General features: G+C 62.9%; 19 protein-coding genes. 13 read left to right on the top strand and 6 right to left on the bottom strand.

All coding sequences use genetic code 11. The annotated features are described in order from the left end of the window. Positions 1–45: 45 nt before the first annotated feature. Positions 46–1,368, bottom strand: a complete 1,323-nt coding sequence (gene urtA / locus AC5V87_RS04755; protein ID WP_495370154.1) for an urea ABC transporter substrate-binding protein — start codon at positions 1,366–1,368, stop codon at positions 46–48. Positions 1,369–1,848: 480 nt separating this feature from the next. Here urtA and AC5V87_RS04750 point away from each other — a divergent pair, with 480 nt between their 5' ends. The 3 genes from AC5V87_RS04750 to AC5V87_RS04740 all read left to right on the top strand — a co-directional run bounded on the left by AC5V87_RS04750 (position 1,849) and on the right by AC5V87_RS04740 (position 4,182). Further along, positions 1,849–3,387, top strand: a complete 1,539-nt coding sequence (locus AC5V87_RS04750) for a DEAD/DEAH box helicase (protein WP_495372034.1) — start codon at positions 1,849–1,851, stop codon at positions 3,385–3,387. A gap of 24 nt (positions 3,388–3,411) precedes the next feature. Then, positions 3,412–3,702, top strand: coding sequence for a translation initiation factor IF-1 (gene infA, locus AC5V87_RS04745; protein WP_439370577.1), 291 nt, complete (start codon positions 3,412–3,414; stop codon positions 3,700–3,702). Positions 3,703–3,969: 267 nt separating this feature from the next. Next, positions 3,970–4,182: a cold-shock protein gene (locus tag AC5V87_RS04740; protein ID WP_027561198.1), complete on the top strand. Its 213-nt coding sequence runs from the start codon at positions 3,970–3,972 to the stop codon at positions 4,180–4,182. Between the two features lie 173 nt (positions 4,183–4,355). Here AC5V87_RS04740 and AC5V87_RS04735 read toward each other — a convergent pair whose 3' ends face one another. The 5 genes from AC5V87_RS04735 to AC5V87_RS04715 form a co-directional block, all read right to left on the bottom strand. Next, complete coding sequence (locus tag AC5V87_RS04735) at positions 4,356–5,018, bottom strand: TadE/TadG family type IV pilus assembly protein (RefSeq protein ID WP_456841119.1); 663 nt, start codon at positions 5,016–5,018, stop codon at positions 4,356–4,358. Positions 5,019–5,031: 13 nt separating this feature from the next. Continuing rightward, positions 5,032–5,589, bottom strand: a complete 558-nt coding sequence (locus tag AC5V87_RS04730; RefSeq protein ID WP_456841120.1) for a TadE/TadG family type IV pilus assembly protein — start codon at positions 5,587–5,589, stop codon at positions 5,032–5,034. A gap of 9 nt (positions 5,590–5,598) precedes the next feature. Further along, positions 5,599–7,029, bottom strand: a complete 1,431-nt coding sequence (locus AC5V87_RS04725) for a TadE/TadG family type IV pilus assembly protein (RefSeq protein ID WP_456841121.1) — start codon at positions 7,027–7,029, stop codon at positions 5,599–5,601. A gap of 303 nt (positions 7,030–7,332) precedes the next feature. Next, positions 7,333–7,824 carry a pilus assembly protein N-terminal domain-containing protein gene (locus AC5V87_RS04720; protein ID WP_456841122.1) on the bottom strand — a complete coding sequence of 164 codons (492 nt, stop codon included), beginning with the start codon at positions 7,822–7,824 and terminating at the stop codon, positions 7,333–7,335. A gap of 163 nt (positions 7,825–7,987) precedes the next feature. Then, the gene (locus AC5V87_RS04715) at positions 7,988–8,815 is read right to left on the bottom strand and encodes a sterol desaturase family protein (protein WP_456841123.1); all 828 of its coding nucleotides are present in this window, start codon (positions 8,813–8,815) and stop codon (positions 7,988–7,990) included. Between the two features lie 270 nt (positions 8,816–9,085). Here AC5V87_RS04715 and AC5V87_RS04710 point away from each other — a divergent pair, with 270 nt between their 5' ends. The 10 genes from AC5V87_RS04710 to AC5V87_RS04665 all read left to right on the top strand — a co-directional run bounded on the left by AC5V87_RS04710 (position 9,086) and on the right by AC5V87_RS04665 (position 18,022). Next, positions 9,086–9,250 (top strand): Flp family type IVb pilin, encoded by a 165-nt coding sequence (locus AC5V87_RS04710; RefSeq protein ID WP_008546920.1) that lies wholly within the window; start codon positions 9,086–9,088, stop codon positions 9,248–9,250. Between the two features lie 70 nt (positions 9,251–9,320). Then, positions 9,321–9,467: a hypothetical protein gene (locus tag AC5V87_RS04705; protein ID WP_495370153.1), complete on the top strand. Its 147-nt coding sequence runs from the start codon at positions 9,321–9,323 to the stop codon at positions 9,465–9,467. Positions 9,468–9,602: 135 nt separating this feature from the next. Then, on the top strand, positions 9,603–10,127 hold the full coding sequence (locus AC5V87_RS04700) for an A24 family peptidase (RefSeq protein WP_456841124.1): 525 nt from the start codon (positions 9,603–9,605) through the stop codon (positions 10,125–10,127). Positions 10,128–10,255: 128 nt separating this feature from the next. Next, positions 10,256–11,056 (top strand): Flp pilus assembly protein CpaB, encoded by an 801-nt coding sequence (gene cpaB / locus AC5V87_RS04695; RefSeq protein ID WP_456841125.1) that lies wholly within the window; start codon positions 10,256–10,258, stop codon positions 11,054–11,056. Between the two features lie 11 nt (positions 11,057–11,067). Then, positions 11,068–12,543: a type II and III secretion system protein family protein gene (locus AC5V87_RS04690; protein WP_456841126.1), complete on the top strand. Its 1,476-nt coding sequence runs from the start codon at positions 11,068–11,070 to the stop codon at positions 12,541–12,543. Between the two features lie 20 nt (positions 12,544–12,563). Continuing rightward, positions 12,564–13,298 (top strand): CpaD family pilus assembly protein, encoded by a 735-nt coding sequence (locus tag AC5V87_RS04685; RefSeq protein ID WP_495370152.1) that lies wholly within the window; start codon positions 12,564–12,566, stop codon positions 13,296–13,298. Further along, a complete protein-coding gene (locus AC5V87_RS04680; RefSeq protein WP_456841128.1) occupies positions 13,295–14,563 on the top strand; it encodes a CpaE/TadZ family protein in 1,269 nt (422 codons plus the stop codon). Before AC5V87_RS04685 ends, AC5V87_RS04680 begins: the two co-directional genes overlap by 4 nt. A 21-nt stretch (positions 14,564–14,584) precedes the next feature. After that, positions 14,585–16,045, top strand: coding sequence for a TadA family conjugal transfer-associated ATPase (locus tag AC5V87_RS04675; RefSeq protein ID WP_495370151.1), 1,461 nt, complete (start codon positions 14,585–14,587; stop codon positions 16,043–16,045). Between the two features lie 15 nt (positions 16,046–16,060). Further along, a complete protein-coding gene (locus tag AC5V87_RS04670) occupies positions 16,061–17,038 on the top strand; it encodes a type II secretion system F family protein (protein WP_456841130.1) in 978 nt (325 codons plus the stop codon). A gap of 9 nt (positions 17,039–17,047) precedes the next feature. After that, the gene (locus AC5V87_RS04665; protein WP_456841131.1) at positions 17,048–18,022 is read left to right on the top strand and encodes a type II secretion system F family protein; all 975 of its coding nucleotides are present in this window, start codon (positions 17,048–17,050) and stop codon (positions 18,020–18,022) included. Positions 18,023–18,072 lie beyond the last annotated feature (50 nt).

Raw genomic sequence — 18,072 nt, 5'->3', positions numbered from 1 at the left:
GGAATAGCCGTCTTCTCCCATCGTGCGATAGACGTCAGATCCGGATCAGGAGCCGGAGCCGAGACACTTGTTGGTCTTGGTGTTGAAGTTGCCGCACTTCTTGCCGACCCAGTCGCCGATCAGGTCCTTGGAACCGTCGAGCTCCTTCGACCAGGCATCGCCGGCAACGAGGCTCGGGGTCTTCCAGACCACGTCGAACTGGCCGTTGCCCTTGATCTCGCCGATGAACACCGGCTTGGTGATGTGGTGGTTCGGCAGCATCTTCGACACGCCGCCCGTCAGGTTCGGCGCCTCGATGCCTGGAAGCGCATCGATCACCTTGTCCGGATCGGTCGACTTCACCTTCTCGACGGCCTTCACCCACATGTTGAAGCCGATCACGTGCGCTTCCATCGGGTCGTTGGTCACGCGCTTCGGGTTCTTGGTGTAGGTCTGCCAGTCCTTGATGAACTTCTCGTTCGCCGGGCTCTTGATCGACTCGAAGTAGTTCCAGGCGGCGAGATGGCCGACCAGCGGCTTGGTGTCGATGCCGGCGAGCTCTTCCTCACCCACCGAGAACGCGACCACCGGGATGTCCTTGGCCTTGATGCCCTGGTTGCCGAGCTCCTTGTAGAAGGGAACGTTGGCGTCGCCGTTGATGGTCGAAACCACCGCGGTCTTCTTGCCGGCCGAGCCGAACTTCTTGATATCGGCAACGATGGTCTGCCAGTCGGAATGACCGAACGGCGTGTAGTTGATCATGATGTCTTCCTGGGCGACACCCTTCGACTTCAGATAGGCTTCCAGGATCTTGTTGGTGGTGCGCGGATAGACATAGTCGGTGCCGGCGAGCACCCAGCGCTTCACTTTCTCTTCCTTCATCAGATAGTCGACGGCGGGGATCGCCTGCTGGTTCGGCGCAGCGCCCGTGTAGAACACGTTACGCTCGGACTCTTCGCCCTCGTACTGCACCGGGTAGAACAGGATGTTGTTGAGCTCCTTGAACACCGGGAGCACCGATTTGCGCGACACCGAGGTCCAGCAGCCGAACACGACCGAGACCTTGTCCTTGGTAATCAGCTCGCGGGCCTTCTCGGCGAACAGCGGCCAGTTCGAGGCGGGATCGACAACGACGGCCTCGAGCTTCTTGCCGAGCACGCCGCCCTTCTTGTTCTGCTCGTCGATCAGGAAGAGGATGGTATCCTTCAGCGTGGTTTCGCTGATGGCCATGGTACCGGACAGGGAATGAAGCACGCCGACTTTGATGGTGTCGTCCGCGGCCTTCGCACCGGAAATGGAAGCCAGGCCGAGCATCAGGCCGGCGGTCGCGGCGAGCACGCCGCGGCGGCTGAATGACGCCGCTATATCGTGAGTGGATTTGCTAAACATGAGTGTCTCGTCTCCCTGACGCAGGCGTGAATACGCTGCGAAACGGCCCCACGGCCGCCTGCGATTAACGGAATCGCAAGAACCGTGCCATGGGGGAGACACCAACCAACCGATTGATTTCGTTGTTTAAATTGGCAGAAATCAAAGTTTCGCCGTCGTCAAACCGCCCAAATATCAGGCAACCCAAATGTATGCGAAAGTGGCAGGCTGGTTATTTTATGAGCAAATTTCAGCCTTTGGCTAAATTTCCGGCACAACTATTTCTGCACCGCAATCGCTGTTTCGGGCGGCCTTGCCTTGAAAGCGCCCCCTCGATGTTCCATATGAACGAGCGAGATCTCTTGCGAATCAAGGGGTCGTAGCAAGCCGCGTGTTCTTAAGCCCCCTGCGGGCCTCTGGCTTGCCCCATATCTCCCAAGCCATCCGACACCCCAAACACGCAGGTGTCTTCTCGACACCCTTTTGCGCACGCCGCGCCAGATGCGCTGGGCGTCCGCTTTTGACATGGAAAGAACCCGTCTTTTGACTTCGTTTCAGGACTTCGGCCTCGCCGAACCCATCGCCCGCGCTCTTCGCGAAGAGAATTACGTCACTCCCACCCCAATCCAGACCCAAACCATTCCGCTGGCACTGACCGGCCGCGACGTGGTCGGCATCGCCCAGACCGGGACCGGCAAGACCGCGTCTTTCGCGCTGCCGATCCTGCATCGGCTGCTCGAGAACCGCATCAAGCCGCAGCCGAAGACGGCTCGCGTCCTGGTGCTGTCGCCGACCCGCGAACTGTCGGGGCAGATCCTCGACAGCTTCAACGCCTATGGCCGCCACATCCGCCTGTCCTCGACACTCGCCATCGGCGGCGTGCCGGTGGGCCGACAGGTCCGCGCCCTGATGCAGGGCGTCGACGTGCTGGTCGCGACCCCGGGCCGCCTGCTCGACCTCGTGCAGAGCAACGGACTGAAGCTCTCGAGCGTTGAATTCCTCGTGCTTGACGAGGCCGACCGCATGCTCGACATGGGTTTCATCAACGATATCCGCAAAATCGTCGCCAAGCTGCCCATCAAGCGGCAGACGCTGTTCTTCTCGGCCACCATGCCGAAGGACATCGCCGAGCTTGCCGATTCCATGCTGCGAGACCCCGCCCGCGTCGCGGTGACCCCGGTTTCCTCGACCGCCGAGCGGATCAACCAGCGCATCCTCCAGGTCGATTTCTCGGCCAAGCCGGCCTTCCTGACCAAGCTGCTGAAGGACGAAGAGATCAACCGCGCGCTGGTCTTCACCCGCACCAAGCACGGCGCGGACAAGGTGGTGAAGACGCTGGCCAAGGCCGGCATCGCCGCCAACGCCATCCACGGCAACAAGTCGCAGAACCATCGCGAGCGCACGCTGGCGCAGTTCCGCTCGGGCGAGATCCGCACCCTGGTCGCCACCGACATCGCCGCGCGCGGCATCGACGTCGATGGCATCAGCCACGTCATCAACTTCGACCTGCCCAACGTGCCCGAGACCTATGTCCACCGCATCGGCCGCACCGCGCGCGCCGGCGCCGATGGCACTGCGATCTCGCTGGTCGCCGGCGGCGAGGAACTCAGCTATCTCCGCGACATCGAGCGGCTGATCCGCGTGGCGCTGCCGCGTGAGGATCACCGTACCGATGCCGGCCGAGAGGCCGCTCAAGCCCCCGCTGCTGCGCAGCATCGCTCCGGCCGGTCCGGCCGTCCCGGCCAGCGTCCGCATGGCGGAAGGCATGGTGACGGACGGCATGCAGACGGACGACACGGCGAAGGACGTCATCTCGAAGGCAGACCTGTTGATGGCAGGCCCGGCGAAGGCCACAACGCCTCGAAGGGGTCTCGCCGCCGCCGCCGTTCCGGTGGTAAGATGAATTCCTCACCAACCGATCGGCCGGAACCGCGTCCCGCGCATAGCGCAGGCAAGCCTGATGGAATACAAGGCGTTGCCTTTTTGCGCCGCGAGAGTCGTCCCGCCGGTCGACCGAACCGCAATCCTCATTCGCATTAGCCGTCCACGACTGGAGACAACCACATGGCTAAGGAAGAGCTGATCCAGTTCGAAGGACTGGTCACCGAAATCCTCCCCGACGCGCGCTACCGCGTGCAGCTCGACGCCGGACACGAGATCGTCGCCTACACCGCCGGCAAGATGAAGAAGAACCGCATCAAGACGCTGGCGGGCGACCGCGTGACGGTCGAGATGTCGCCCTACGACCTCGAGAAAGGCCGGCTGATTTTCCGCCACAAGGACGAACGTCCTGCAACGCCGGGCGGACCGCCGCGGGGTGGCCCGCAGCGTGGCGGTCAGTTCCGCCGCCGCTGATCGCCTTCGGCGCGCGAGCGCGGAATTAAAATTCTGACCTGTATGCTGATCCGCCGCGGGCATCGCGGCGGATCAAAAAATCGTGCACGTCAGGATTGTTCTGAGGCCCTGTTTCCGATAAAATGAATTAATCGATTTTCGGCCGGACGACATTAGCATCCACCGGTACAGCCGGTTCAGACACGCTGACGACCCTTCCAAAAATTCGATCTAACCTGCCTGCGCGAGCGGGCTTTTACATTGTGTATCTGAGAAGGGACTACCCCCATGAGCATGGGAACCGTGAAGTGGTTTAACGCGACCAAGGGCTATGGCTTCATTGCGCCCGACGACGGCGGCAACGACGTGTTCGTTCATATCAGCGCCGTCGAGCGCGCCGGCCTCGGCTCGCTGCGCGAAGGCCAGAAGGTCTCCTACGAGATCGTGGCCGACCGTCGTTCCGGCAAGCAGGCAGCCGACAACCTCCGCGCCGCCGGCTGAGCGCGCCGGGCCGAGGACGGGATCGCGTCACGGACTAAAGGCAAAAGGCCGCGCGAGATGCGCGGCCTTTTTTATTGATGTCGTGGAGCAACGATGCTTACGCAATCGCCGCTGCGGAGTCGAACCGGCCTCCTCGATACTGGAAATCAGAACGCCGCAGCCGAGATCAGCCGCTAACAAGATTTCTGCTGCAAGTGCTGTATGCAGGTGCAAGTTGTCGTGGCCGGATACTTCACGTCATAATAGGGAAAGGTCGAATTGCTCGGGCTGTTGGTCGAGCAGCGCGGAAACAGGTAATAGCTGTCGGTCAGCTTCACGGTGCCGCTAATCGTGTAGCCGAGGTTGGGCGTATAGTCGTAGGAAACCTCGCTGAGAACGAGCGAGATATTGGCATTGGTCGGATTCTTTGGGTCAGGCGCGGTAAACGACGACAGTGTCATCGTCTGACCAACCGGTCTTGCTCCCGACGCACTGGTTGACCGGCTCCATTGAACCGTCGCCTTGCCGTTACTGTCGGTCGAGACTCCGGAGACCGTGATCGTCATCAGGGAAGCGCCACCCGAACCCTTGATGGGATAAGGAGCCATGATGGCGCTCGAAGCCGAAAGGATGCTGTCCATCCGGGCCGTACTGATCTGCGTGTTCTGCGAAATCATGTCGGCAACACTATGTGCTGTTGCACTGACCTTGACGTTCATGGCCAGCCCATTCCCGAGCTCGACGCCGCCGATATAGAGCACGAGCATGAACGGGACCACGATGGCAAACTCGGTCGCTGCAACGCCGCGAACGTCGGTCCACAGGTGGCACGGGCGAAACGACAGGCCGGCGATCATGGCTTAACTCCCTCTAGGATGCAGGCTCGTTCTGGAAAGCGGCGGACGCCATGATCTGCCGGTTGCCGTTCGACAAATTCGAGAGATTGAAACCGAGCGGTCCGAGGACCACGGGCCACACATAGGTCACACGGAGAACGACGATGTCCCCGGCGTCTCCAGGATTGAACTGCCAGTTATTCGTGACCTGCCCCTGAGCGTTGAAGGTCAACGGAGGCATGCTCGTGTCCGCCGTCGTCCAGGAGTTAGCGACCTGCACGTCGACCATGAGGCCCGAGCAGCTGAAGAAGATCACGACCTGATCGCACACCTTCTGCTTGAATGCGGCCTGCGTCATTTGCGCAGACTGGACTTGCCCTGTCATGATGAGGCGTGCGGATTGACGCACCACGGATTCGAGCAGCTGCTGAGCAAAGAAAACCAGGAAGGTCTGAATCAGCGCGATGATGAGGGCGAGGAACGGCGCGGCAACGAGCGCGAATTCGACGGCCGTTGCGCCATTGCTGTCGCCAAGGAAAGCGGCGCAGCGACCTCTGCGTCTCTTCTTTGTTAGGGCCTCAAGTCCGGTCATGCGGCTGTCCTACTGCGAAAGGCTGGCTGTGCTCGACGCGACCTTGATGAAGAGGTTCGTCAGCGCACTCGAAATATCGCCGCCGGTCTGAACGTGGGCATAGAAGCCAGGCGAGGCGCACGATTGGAGATTTTGCGCGATCGTGCCGCTCGAGGGATCGGGCTGGTCGTACTTGTCGATCCAGCTCATGTACCAGCCGTCCGTTACCGTAATTCCGGTCGTGCTATTTTTGATAAGTTGCAGATACTCCGTGTAGAGGACCGCAATCTTGATGCCCCGTTTCTTGATGGTCGTGCAGATCGACGTGTCCATCGGCTGCTGGCATCGACTGTTGGAGGCAAAGCTCGCGTTGGGGCAAGTCGCGGAGATCTTGTCCTCGACACCGTCAGTGACCAGGAACACCACTTCCTGCGGCGTATCGCCTGAGCTGTTGCTGCCAAGGCCGGGCGTGGGCATGATGCCGTTCAGCGTTGTCAGCGCGCCGAGGATATTTGTCCCATTGTCGGTCTTGCAGTTCGTCGTTGGGACGACGCAGTTTTGGTGATGGACCGGCATCAGCGCGATGTTGGAAACCTGCTTTCCGGCGGAGGTCGGCGTGGTCAGCGTCGCCAGTGTGTTCAAACCCAGGTCGAACGTATAAAGCGCCGCTTTGTAGGTCGTGTTGTTCAGCGCCGCCATGCACTGCATGACGCCGCCTGAAACGCCCGACTGCGGGCAGTTCGACCATGTGTTGAGCAACTGGTTGACAGCGCTTGTCACGAGATCAATCCGCAAGGTGACATTCTTGTTGCGGGCGATGGTCAGGTTGTCTACGGCGCTCGGACAGGGGCTTGTGGCACTGCAGTTGGAGCTGGGAGAAGTTTCATGGCAGGCGAAGCCGCAATTCTGCGAAGATTTCACGACCTGGCTCGCGGGCGCCGTGTAGGCAATGAGATTGGCGATGTCATTATAGGTTGCGCCAATACCCATGGACGGCGAGTCATCCATCAGCAGATAGAAATTCATGTTGGGCGCGCTCGAGGCCTTGGCCGTCGACGTTCCCTGGATTTGCCAGGTCTGCTGGCCAAGAATGCCCGGAAAATTATTGATGGATTGCGCCGTATATGAAACGGTGATCGTGCGCTGGAGCCCGGAATCGACAATATTGATCGTCGGGGTCGGCACTGACGACAGGCCAGGAAGATTTGCCTTCGCCGCGAAGACGGCTGCTGCGGTTGCCTGGACGACGGTGTCGTCGCTCTGCGTCAGCATGGCCGGCCTCACAGCGGCGACCGCCGCGGCGTCCGCGGCCGCGTCCAGTTGCGCTTTCTTACGCAAAGCGAGCGTGTAGTCGAGCGCCATGCCCAGGAGGAAGATGGTCGGAACCAGCATGAGCGCGAAAATGATGGCGACGTTGGCTCGCCGATCTCCCAGGAACCGTCGCATTGTATCGCGAAACATGACCTTATCCCGATTGGCTCCGACCGAGCACGAGGCTTGTCCTCATCAATAGGAGAAGCATCGCGGTTTGCTCTGCCGCGACGTTCCTGCACGGGTCAATCTGGGGATGGCCGCTTAAACAATGCTTACTTCGAATGTGTGAACACGATCTGCGAGGAATCCCATCGCAAGATTGAACTGACATCATTAACCGAGCTTGAATGTTCGAAGAGAAACCGAAATCGGGGCAGGATTTCCTGGCTACGCCGACGCGAGCGACGCCGAGCGCGGAAAAACGCCTGCCGTACGTCCCCTCCGGTCGCGTTAATTCTGCTTGGCAGCCCCACCGCCGCTGGCAGTGCTGGCCAGCGAACCGGCCTGGCTCATGGTGTTGTTGAAATAGCTGTCGCTGTCGCCCAGCGTCACGCGGCGCTGGCAAAGCGGCATGCAGCTGTAGGACTCGCGCTCGATCCCGCGATAGACGGTGACGAGCCGGTCGCTCGGGCCTTCGACCTGGATCTGGCGGTCGACCAGGATCTCGCCGCCGCGGTCGAGCGCGATGAAATTGGTGGCACCATAACCCTTACCGGTCACGATGACCATGCCGCCGGGCTGGAGCGTGACGTCCGCGATCAGCGGATTGCCGACCACGATGGTTGCCACCTTGCCCGGAAGCCGGACCAGCTTGGCCTGATCGACATTGACCGCGATGGTATCGGCGGTCGACTCGGCAAGGCCGGCAGAAGGCGATGCCAGCACCGCGGCCGCAACCAGAAGACAGACGCGCGCATGACGGCGCAGCAACTCTTTACGCATACTCTCACCCCCGGGACGTCACAAACCGGCAGAAGCGATCAGATAACAGCGGAGCCGGTGCCCGACCTCGCTAACCTGCCTTTAATTCGTGAACGTTCCGCAAATTCGCCGACTATTGTTTGAACGGACTGATTTTGCGGCGCTCGAAGCCGCTGCCCTGCCTTTAGCGCCGGAACGGATAGGCGAGCTGGCCGGCGATCTCCTTCGGCATCGTGGCTTCGTCCTTGCCGTACTCCTTCGGCAGCTCCCCCTTCGGCATGCGGAAGGTCCCGAACAGCACGTCCCAGAGCGGGAAAGTGCCGGCAAAATTGGTGTCGCCGCCCTCTTCGAGCGGCGTGTGGTGCCAGCGGTGGAACACCGGCGTCGCCAGCACGTATCTGAACGGGCCGAAGGTCCAGTTCAGGTTGGCGTGCACGAAGGCCGAATGGAAGGTGGTGAACGGACCGACCCAGATCATCACGTTCGGCGAGATGCCGGCCATCAGTAGCACGACGTCGACCCCGATCGTGCCGAGCACCAGGTTCACCGGATGAAAGCGGGCCGCCGAAATCCAGCTGATCTCCTCGGAGGAGTGATGGATGGCGTGGTATTTCCAGAACTCACCGCCATGAAACAGCCGGTGCAGCCAGTACAGCATGAAGTCGGCGAGCACCACGAACAGCACGCCCTGGACCCAGAGCGGCAGTTGCGAGAGCGGGCCGTGGCCATTGTCGTAGAAGGCGATCAGCTCATCGGCGTCGTGGATGTTGAAGAAGATGCCGGCGGTGACGATCAGCAGCCCGATCCGCATGGTGCGGGCGAACACCGGAACGAAGAACCAGTAGCAGATGTCGGTGACGATCTCCCGCTTGCGCCACCACGACGGACCGGGATTGCAGGCCCAGAAATGCTCGAGCACCGTGAAAACCACCGCGAGCGCGAAGGTGACCGGAATCACCTTCTCGATGGTCTCGCCAAGCATCAGGGCGACTTGCATGGGCAGGCTCGACATCGTCGCCTCTCTTCCGAACTCTGTTCCTGCCTAGGCCTACTCCGCGAAATTTAAGGGACGGTGAAGCCGATGCTGCGCTTGCGCGCAGGTCCGGAACCGCGAGGAATTGCAACTTGCGCCTTAAGGCGACATTCACTCTGGCCAAAAGCGCGGCGCAGGACGTGTGTTTACGCGATCGAATTAACTCTACCGAAAGAGCTCGGCTCTCATGTTCGGCGCGTCAACGATAGCGCCGAACGCGGCGAACACACACCAGATGGAGTTACGTTCATGAAGAATCTGATTGCGCGTTTCGCGAAAGACGAATCCGGCGCCACCGCCATCGAATACGGCCTGATCGCCGCCGGTATCGCGCTGGCCATCATCACCGTCGTTAACAACCTCGGCAGCACGATGAACACCAAGTTCGGCTCGATCAGCTCGTCGCTGAAGTAAGCCAGCGAGACACGACGGCAAAAGCCCCGGACTCTGGGGCCTTTGTTTTTTTCCAAGACGGCGAGTTCCAGTGGCGTTGCGCAAGTACAGAACCGATGCCGCGGTCGCGGCGAACGAGGCGGAGGCGGCACAGACCGGATCGCCGGCGTATTGGGTCTGCCTTGCGCTGCTGCTTGCGACGGTCGCGCTCGCCGCGCGCATTGCCAGCTTCTGGTGAACGCGCTTTTGGCGGGCTTTTGCCCTCAAGGCCGCGGCCGCCGTTGTCGGTTTGTTTAGCACTACCGGCTAGCATCGCGCGACGCCCGATGCCGTGGCGAACCCAAGCTCAAGACCAGGCCTCAAGACGCAGCCCATGATCCTCGACCTTGCGCGCCTTCTGCTCTTTCCGGCCCTGATGGCCTTCGCCGCCGCGAGCGATCTCTTCACGATGACGATCTCGAATCGCGTGTCGCTGGCGCTGGTGGCGGGCTTCTTCGTGCTCGCTTTCGCCGGTGGCATGGCACCTTACGAGATGCTCAGCCATGTCGGTGCCGGCGCGCTGCTGCTGGCCGTGGCCTTCACCTGCTTCGCGATGGGCTGGATGGGCGGCGGCGACGCCAAGGTCGCAGCTTCCGTCGCGCTGTGGTTCGGCTTCGCACCGCTGATGGACTTCCTGCTCTACGCCTCGCTGTTCGGCGGGGCACTGACGCTGCTGCTGCTCCAGTTCCGGCAATGGCCGCTGCCTTTCGGGCTTGCCGGCCAGGCCTGGCTTGCACGGCTGCACGACAAGCAGACCGGCATTCCTTACGGCATCGCGCTCACGCTTGGCGCGCTGATGGTCTATCCGGAGACCGAGTGGGTGAAGGCGATTGACCTCGCTCGCTTCGCGCTGCGCTGAACACGCCGGGTAAACCAGGCGTTAAGGCGATTTAGATACGCCTCATTAACCATGCTTTGACGAATAGCTGGTCAACTGCCGATTACGGCGGCGGCAGCGTCGCGGCGTTTTGTTGGAAAGTGAAGCGTATGAATAGGGCACGCATTGTCGTCCTGACGGTCGCCATCTGCGCAGGCGGCGTCGCCGCGTATCTGGCGAGCGGCTCGGACAATTCTGCGCAGCTTCCAGTGGCGCAAGCCCCGCAGCTTCCGACCGTCGACGTCCTGGTGGCCAAGAACGACATCGGCCTTGGCCAGACTGTGAAGCCGGACGACGTGCAATGGCAGACTTGGCCGGCGGCGACTGCCAGCTCCACTTTCATCCGCCGTAACGAGCGCCCCGACGGCGCTTCCCAGGTGACCGGCTCGATCGCACGCGCTCCTTTCATCCAGGGTGAGCCGATCCGCGACCAAAAGCTGGTCAAGGCCGAGGGCTCCGGCTTCATGGCAGCCATCCTGCCTAGCGGCATGCGGGCGATCTCGACCGAGATCTCGCCGGAGACCGGCGCGGGCGGCTTCATCCTGCCCAATGATCGCGTTGACGTGCTTCTGACCCGCCGCCTGAAGAACCCCGACCAGAACAGCGGCGCGCCCGATATCGTCACCTCGGAGATCATCCTGTCCAACGTCCGCGTCCTGGCCATCGACCAGGCTCCGAAGGAGAAGGACGGCCAGAACACCGTAGTCGGCAAGACCGTCACGCTCGAGCTCAATCCAGCACAGACCCAGGCGCTTTCCTCGGCCCGTCAGGCCGGAACGCTGTCGCTGGCGCTGCGCAGCATCGCCGACGTCAAGATGAGCGAGATCACGCTCGACGATTCCTTGCAGAAGCGCGATGGCGTTTCGATCATTCGCTACGGTATCCCGAGTTCGACCGCGAAGGCACGATGAGGACTGTCGACATGAAATGCAGGGCAGATTTGGCGACGATGCGAACCTCACCGGTCCGCGCCCTGTCGTTCTCGGCCGCTCTTGCGCTGACGCTGAACCCGGTGCTCACGCCGGTGCTCGCTGCCGACTACCGCCCCGTGGCGCCGGTCGCGGCCGATGGCCAGATGAACGCGCGCTTCCTCTCCCTCGGTGTCGGCAAGTCCGTCGTGATCGACCTGCCGCGCGACATCAAGGACGTGCTGGTCGCCGACCCCAAGATCGCCAATGCGGTGGTCCGCTCGGCGCAGCGCGCCTACATCATCGGTGCCTCGGTCGGCCAGACCAACATCGTGTTCTTCGATTCGGCCGGCCAGCAGATCGCGGCCTATGACATCGCGGTCAAGCGCGATCTCAACGGCGTGCGCGCCGCACTGAAACAGATCCTGCCGAACTCCGACATCCAGATCGACGGGCTCGCCGACGGCGTCGTGCTGAGCGGCTCGGCGGCGAATCCGCTGGAAGCGCAGCAGGCCAACGATCTCGCTGCGCGCCTCGCCGGCGGCGCCGACAAGGTGGTGAACTCGATCGTGATCCGCGGACGCGACCAGGTCATGCTGAAGGTGACGGTGGCCGAGGTCCAGCGCAGCATCGTCAAGCAGCTCGGCATCGACCTGTCCGCGAACCTGAACTACGGCACCTCTGTGGTGAGCTTCACCAACACCAACCCATTCACGGCGCTCGGCCACAACCTCGTCGACGGCAACAATCTTACCGCGAAATTCGGCGGGGCCCCATCGGTGCAGGCCACCCTTCGTGCGATGGAATCCGCAGGCGTGATCCGCACGCTGGCCGAGCCGAACCTCACCGCGATCTCCGGCGAGTCCGCGACCTTCATCGCCGGCGGCGAATTCCCGGTGCCGGCAGGCTATGCGTGCGACCCCACCACGCATGTCTGCACCACCCAGATCAGCTTCAAGAAGTTCGGCATCTCGCTCAACTTCACCCCGGTCGTTCTGAGCGAGGGCAAGATCAGCCTGCGGGTGATGACCGAGGTCTCCGAGCTTACGAACGAAAATGCGATCACGCTGTCCCAGGCCGTGACCTCGACCTCCGTGAACTCGCTGACTGTGCCCTCGATCCGGACCCGCCGTGCCGAGACCTCGCTGGAAATTCCCTCCGGCGGTGCGATGGCAATGGCCGGCCTGATCCAGCAGCAGACGAAGCAAGCGATCAGCGGACTGCCGGGCCTGATGCAGCTGCCGATCCTCGGCACGTTGTTCCGCAGCCGCGACTTCGTCAACAACGCGAGCGAGCTGGTGGTGATCGTGACGCCCTACATCGTTCGCGCGACGGCACCAAAGGACCTGTCGCGGCCGGATGACGGCTTCGCAGCGCCCGCCGATCCGCAGGCGGAGCTGATCGGCAACATCAACCGCATCTACGGCGTGCCGGGCCGGACCGAACCGGCCAAGAGCTACCGCGGCACTTACGGCTTCATTACCGACTGAGGCGGAACGGGGACTTGACGATGATGACTAGACCACCCCAGCTTCGCAAACGCGCCATCGGCCTCGGTGGCGCGCTCGTCGGCATGGCGCTCGCGCTCGGCGGCTGCCAGCACGACGAGGTGACGACCGCCTCCATTCCCGACGACTACAAGCAGCGCCATCCGATCGCAATCGAGGAGCAGAACCGCTCGATTGTCGTCTTCGTCGGCCACGCGCGCGGCGGATTGACCGCCGCCCAGCGTGCCGACGTGATGGGTGTCGCGTCGGCTTGGTTGCATCAAGGCACCGGTGCGATCCGCATCGACGTGCCGTCCGGCACGCCCAATGCGCGTCCTGTTGCGGACACGATGCGGGAGATCCAGGCCATCCTGGCAGGAGCCGGCATTCCCCCGCGCGGCATCAACGTTCATCCTTACCAGCCGGAAGACAAGCGCTTCCTGCCGCCGATCCGGCTCACTTATTCCAGGATCGCCGCGGTTGCGGGCCCCTGCGGTCTGTGGCCGGAGGACCTCGGCCCCTCGATCAAGAACAAGAGCTGGTTCGAGAACAAGGACTATTACAACTACGGCTGCGCCTATCAGCGCAATTTGGCGGCGATGGTCGACAATCCGTCGGATCTCGATCAGCCGCGGCCGGAAACACCGTCCTACACGGCGCGTCGCATCACGGCCTTCGAGAAATATCGCAAGGGAACGACGACGGCGACCACCTATCCTGAAGCCGACAGGGCCAAACTCAGCGACACCGGCAAATGATCAGCTACGCTCGCCAGACCCAACAAGAGCAGCCGGAGGCCCCGACCCCGCCGGTGGAGGAGCATATTGCGCCCGCCCCACGTGTGTCGGTCCAGGCCTTCTGCGAGACCGTGGAAACCGCCGCCGCGGTGCAGTCGGCCGGCGAGGATCGCCGTCTCGGCAAGGCCCATCTGAAAATCCAGATGGGCGGCATGGCGGCCGCAATCGAGGCCTACCGCTCCGCACCAACGCCGAACGTGATCGTGCTCGAGAGCGACGGCCGCAACGACCTCCTGGGCGGGCTCGACCAGCTCGCCACCGTCTGCGACGCCGGCACTCGCGTGGTCGTGATCGGCCGCATCAACGACGTCATGCTCTACCGCGAGCTGGTCCGCCGCGGCGTCAGCGATTACGTACTCGCACCGGTCGGCCCCATCGACGTCGTCCGCTCGATCTGCAATCTGTTCTCGGCGCCGGAGGCCAAGGCGGTCGGCCGCATCATCGCCGTGGTCGGCGCCAAGGGCGGCGTGGGCGCCTCCACCATCTCCCACAACGTCGCCTGGGCGATCGCGCGCGACCTTGCGATGGACGCGGTGGTCGCCGATCTCGACCTCGCCTTCGGCACCGCCGGGCTCGATTACAACCAGGACCCGCCACAGGGCATTGCCGACGCAGTGTTCTCGCCCGACCGCGTCGACACCGCCTTCATCGACCGCCTGCTGTCGAAATGCACGGACCATCTCAGCCTGCTGGCGGCGCCGGCAACGCTCGACCGGGTCTATGATTTTGGCACCGACGCCTTCGATGCCGTGTTCGACACGCTACGCTCCACCATGCCTTGCATCGTGCTCGACATCCCGCACCAATGGTCCGGCTGGACCAAGCGCGCCCTGATCGGGGCCGACGACATCCTGATCGTCGCGGCGCCCGACCTCGCCAACTTGCGCAACACCAAGAACCTGTTCGACCTGTTGAAGGCCTCGCGCCCCAATGACCGGCCGCCGCTGTACTGCCTGAACCAGGTGGGCGTCCCCAAACGGCCCGAAATCGCCGCAGCCGAGTTCGCCAAGGCGATCGAGAGCCAGCCGGTGGTCTCGATCCCGTTTGAGCCGCAGATCTTCGGCTCGGCGGCCAACAACGGCCAGATGATCGCGGAGATATCCGCCAACCACAAGTCGATCGAGATGTTCCTTCAGATCGCCCAGCGCCTGACCGGCCGCAGCGAAACCAAGAAACAAAAGTCGTCCCTGCTTTCACCGCTGATTGAGAAGTTGCGGGGAAAATAAGCCGCCGCATGGAGTTGTTAAGTGTTCGGTAAGCGTAGCGGAACAGACACCGACCTTCGGGCCCCCAAGCCCGGCGCCGTGTCCGAGCCTGCCCAGGCTCCGGCGCCCGCCGTGTCGCGCGCGCCGCCCCCGCCGGCCGTCGCCTCGCCGCCGCTTGCTCCGGCAAAGCCCGCGCCGGCGATGGAATCCCGCCGCTCGGACAATTATTACGAGGTCAAGGCCACCATCTTCGGCGCGCTGATCGAGGCCATCGACCTCGCGCAGCTCGCCAAGCTGGATTCCGAATCGGCGCGCGAGGAAATCCGCGACATCGTCAACGAGATCATCGCGATCAAGAACATCGTGATGTCGATCGCCGAGCAGGAAGAGCTGCTCGACGATATCTGCAACGACGTGCTCGGCTACGGCCCGCTCGAGCCCCTGCTGTCACGCGACGACATCGCCGACATCATGGTCAATGGCGCCAACACCGTCTACATCGAGGTCGGCGGCAAGATCCAGCGCACCGGCATCCGCTTCCGCGACAACCAACAGCTCCTCAACATCTGCCAGCGCATCGTCAGCCAGGTCGGCCGGCGCGTCGACGAATCCTCGCCGATCTGCGACGCGCGCCTCGCCGACGGCTCCCGCGTCAACGCCATCGTGCCGCCGCTGTCGATCGACGGCCCCGCGCTCACCATCCGCAAATTCAGGAAGGACAAGCTGACGCTGGATCAGCTGGTCAAGTTCGGCGCGATCACGCCCGAGGGCGCCGAGATCCTCCAGATCATCGGACGCTGCCGCTGCAACGTACTGATCTCCGGCGGTACCGGCTCGGGCAAAACCACGCTGCTCAACTGCCTCACCAACTATATCGAGCACGACGAGCGCGTCATCACGTGCGAGGACGCCGCCGAGCTCCAGCTCCAGCAGCCGCACGTGGTTCGGCTGGAGACCCGGCCGCCCAACATCGAGGGCGAGGGCCAGGTCACCATGCGCGAACTGGTGCGCAACTGCCTGCGTATGCGCCCCGAACGCATCATCGTCGGCGAGGTCCGCGGACCCGAGGCGTTCGACCTGCTCCAGGCCATGAACACGGGCCATGACGGTTCGATGGGCACGCTGCACGCCAACAACCCGCGCGAGGCGCTGTCGCGCTGCGAATCCATGATCACGATGGGCGGCTTTTCGCTTCCCTCGCGAACCATTCGCGAGATGATCTGCGCCTCGATCGACGTCATCATCCAGGCCGCGCGTCTGCGCGACGGCTCGCGCCGCATCACCCACATCACCGAGGTGATGGGCATGGAAGGCGACACCATCATCACCCAGGACATCTTCCTCTACGACATGATCGGCGAGGACGCCAACGGCAAGATCATCGGCCGGCACCGCTCGACCGGCATCGGCCGTCCGAAATTCTGGGAGCGAGCCCGCTATTATGGCGACGAGAAGCGCCTTGCCGCGGCGCTCGACGCTGCGGAAGTGGCGCCGAAGACGTAAGCAGGTCAGCGCGCCATGAATATGCAGGTCCTCGCCCTGGCCTTCCTCGCCACCGCCGCCGTCGGCGGCATCGCCTGGGTCTTCCTCTATCCGCTGCTGTCGGGGGAACGGAAGGCCGAAAGCCGCCGCGCCTCGATCGCGCGCGCCGAGGCGCCGACCGCGCGCCAGGCCGAGAAAACGCAACGCTCGCGCCGCGAGCAGGTCGAGACCACGCTCAAGGATCTCGAGGCCCGGCGCCTCCAGGAGAAGAGCGCCCCGCTTAGCGTTCGCCTGTCGCAGGCGGGGCTCGACTGGACGCCGCAGAAATTCTGGGTCGTGTCCGCCGTCGTGGCGGGCGTGTGCTTCGCTGTCGTTCTGTTCGGCGGCGGTGGTCTGCTCGGCGCCGGCGGCTTCGCCTTTGCCGCCGGCTTCGGCCTGCCGCGCTGGGCGCTCGGCTTCCTGAAGAAGCGTCGCGAAACCAAATTCCTGGCGGCGCTGCCCGATGCGGTCGACGTCATCGTGCGCGGCATCAAGGCGGGCCTGCCGCTGTTCGAATCAATCAAGGTCGTCGCCGCCGACTCGCCGGAGCCGCTGCGCAGCGAGTTCCTCGCCATCATCGAGACGCAGGCGATCGGCATGCCGCTCGGCGAGGCCTGCTCGCGGCTGTACGAGCGCATGCCGCTGCCGGAAGCCAATTTCTTCGGCATCGTGGTGTCGATCCAGCAGAAGTCGGGCGGAAACCTCTCCGAAGCGCTCGGCAACCTGTCCAAGGTGCTGCGCGACCGCAAGAAGATGAAGGAGAAGATCCAGGCGATGTCGATGGAAGCCAAGGCCTCTGCCGGCATCATCGGCTCGCTGCCGCCGATCGTGATGTTCCTCGTCTATCTCACGACGCCGCAATACATCTCCCTGCTTTGGACTCATCCGACCGGCCAGCTGATGCTGGTCGGCTGCGTCATCTGGATGTCGATCGGCATCATGGTGATGAAGAAGATGATCAATTTCGACTTCTGACGGTGCCCCATGGTCGAGTTCCTCGTTACGAAACTGCATGACGCGCATTTCATGACCATGCTGCTGGCGGCCATCGCCGCCAGCGCTACCGTGTATACGCTGGTGATGCCGCTGTTCGCCGGCGAGGGGCTCTCCAAGCGCATGAAGGCGGTGGCGAGCGAGCGCGAACGCATCCGGCAGCGCGAGCGCGACCGCCTCAACAAGAACGAAAAGGTCTCGCTGCGCCAGACGCCGAAGCAGATCGTCTCCAAGGTCGTCGAAGACTTCAACCTCACCAAATGGCTCGCGCAGGAAGCCGCGCGCGACAAGCTCATCATGGCAGGCTATCGCGGCCAGGCTCCCTACGTCACTTTCCTGTTCGCGCGCATGGTCGCCCCGATCGTGCTGTTCGTCGGCTCGGTGATCTACGTCTTCGTGATCGCGCGCATGGAGCAGGCGATGCCGATCAAGATCGGCATCTGCATCGGCGCGGCCTATCTCGGCCTCCAGGCGCCGATGCTGTTCCTCAGGAACGCGATCTCCAAGCGTCAACTCTCGATCAAGCGCGCCTTTCCCGACGCGCTCGACCTGCTGCTGATCTGCATCGAATCCGGCATGTCGGTCGAAATGGCGTTCCGCAAAGTCGCCACCGAGATCGTCGGCCAGTCGATCGCGTTGTCGGAGGAGTTCACCTTGACCACGGCCGAGCTGTCCTATTTGCAGGATCGCAAGGCCGCCTATGAGAACCTGGCGCGGCGCACCGGGCTCGAGGGCGTCAAGTCGGTCTGTCTCGCGCTTCAGCAGGCGGAGCGCTACGGCACCCCGCTCGGCCATTCGCTGCGCGTCATGGCGCAGGAAAACCGCGACATGCGCATGAACGAGGCAGAGAAGAAGGCTGCCGCGCTACCGCCGAAACTGACGGTGCCGATGATCCTGTTCTTCCTGCCGGTGCTGTTCGTGGTCATCCTCGGACCGACCGGCATCAAGATCTCCGAGCTGCATTGATGCCAGTGCGGGCCGCGCGCCGCCCGCATATCAGGTTCACATTGCAAGAT

This window comes from Bradyrhizobium sp. SOJA106, assembly GCF_059448745.1.
The sequence above is the reverse complement of the archived record's forward strand: the minus strand, read 5'-3'. Positions and strand labels throughout refer to the sequence as shown.

Excerpts from the sequence above, each read along its gene's own strand:
- urtA (WP_495370154.1), bottom strand. The coding sequence starts at position 1,368 with ATGTTTAGCAAATCCACTCACGATATAGCGGCGTCATTCAGCCGCCGC.
- AC5V87_RS04750 (WP_495372034.1), top strand. The coding sequence starts at position 1,849 with ATGCGCTGGGCGTCCGCTTTTGACATGGAAAGAACCCGTCTTTTGACT.
- infA (WP_439370577.1), top strand. The coding sequence starts at position 3,412 with ATGGCTAAGGAAGAGCTGATCCAGTTCGAAGGACTGGTCACCGAAATC.
- AC5V87_RS04740 (WP_027561198.1), top strand. The coding sequence starts at position 3,970 with ATGAGCATGGGAACCGTGAAGTGGTTTAACGCGACCAAGGGCTATGGC.
- AC5V87_RS04735 (WP_456841119.1), bottom strand. The coding sequence starts at position 5,018 with ATGATCGCCGGCCTGTCGTTTCGCCCGTGCCACCTGTGGACCGACGTT.
- AC5V87_RS04730 (WP_456841120.1), bottom strand. The coding sequence starts at position 5,589 with ATGACCGGACTTGAGGCCCTAACAAAGAAGAGACGCAGAGGTCGCTGC.
- AC5V87_RS04725 (WP_456841121.1), bottom strand. The coding sequence starts at position 7,029 with ATGTTTCGCGATACAATGCGACGGTTCCTGGGAGATCGGCGAGCCAAC.
- AC5V87_RS04720 (WP_456841122.1), bottom strand. The coding sequence starts at position 7,824 with ATGCGTAAAGAGTTGCTGCGCCGTCATGCGCGCGTCTGTCTTCTGGTT.
- AC5V87_RS04715 (WP_456841123.1), bottom strand. The coding sequence starts at position 8,815 with ATGTCGAGCCTGCCCATGCAAGTCGCCCTGATGCTTGGCGAGACCATC.
- AC5V87_RS04710 (WP_008546920.1), top strand. The coding sequence starts at position 9,086 with ATGAAGAATCTGATTGCGCGTTTCGCGAAAGACGAATCCGGCGCCACC.
- AC5V87_RS04700 (WP_456841124.1), top strand. The coding sequence starts at position 9,603 with ATGATCCTCGACCTTGCGCGCCTTCTGCTCTTTCCGGCCCTGATGGCC.
- cpaB (WP_456841125.1), top strand. The coding sequence starts at position 10,256 with ATGAATAGGGCACGCATTGTCGTCCTGACGGTCGCCATCTGCGCAGGC.
- AC5V87_RS04690 (WP_456841126.1), top strand. The coding sequence starts at position 11,068 with ATGAAATGCAGGGCAGATTTGGCGACGATGCGAACCTCACCGGTCCGC.
- AC5V87_RS04685 (WP_495370152.1), top strand. The coding sequence starts at position 12,564 with ATGATGACTAGACCACCCCAGCTTCGCAAACGCGCCATCGGCCTCGGT.
- AC5V87_RS04680 (WP_456841128.1), top strand. The coding sequence starts at position 13,295 with ATGATCAGCTACGCTCGCCAGACCCAACAAGAGCAGCCGGAGGCCCCG.
- AC5V87_RS04670 (WP_456841130.1), top strand. The coding sequence starts at position 16,061 with ATGAATATGCAGGTCCTCGCCCTGGCCTTCCTCGCCACCGCCGCCGTC.
- AC5V87_RS04665 (WP_456841131.1), top strand. The coding sequence starts at position 17,048 with ATGGTCGAGTTCCTCGTTACGAAACTGCATGACGCGCATTTCATGACC.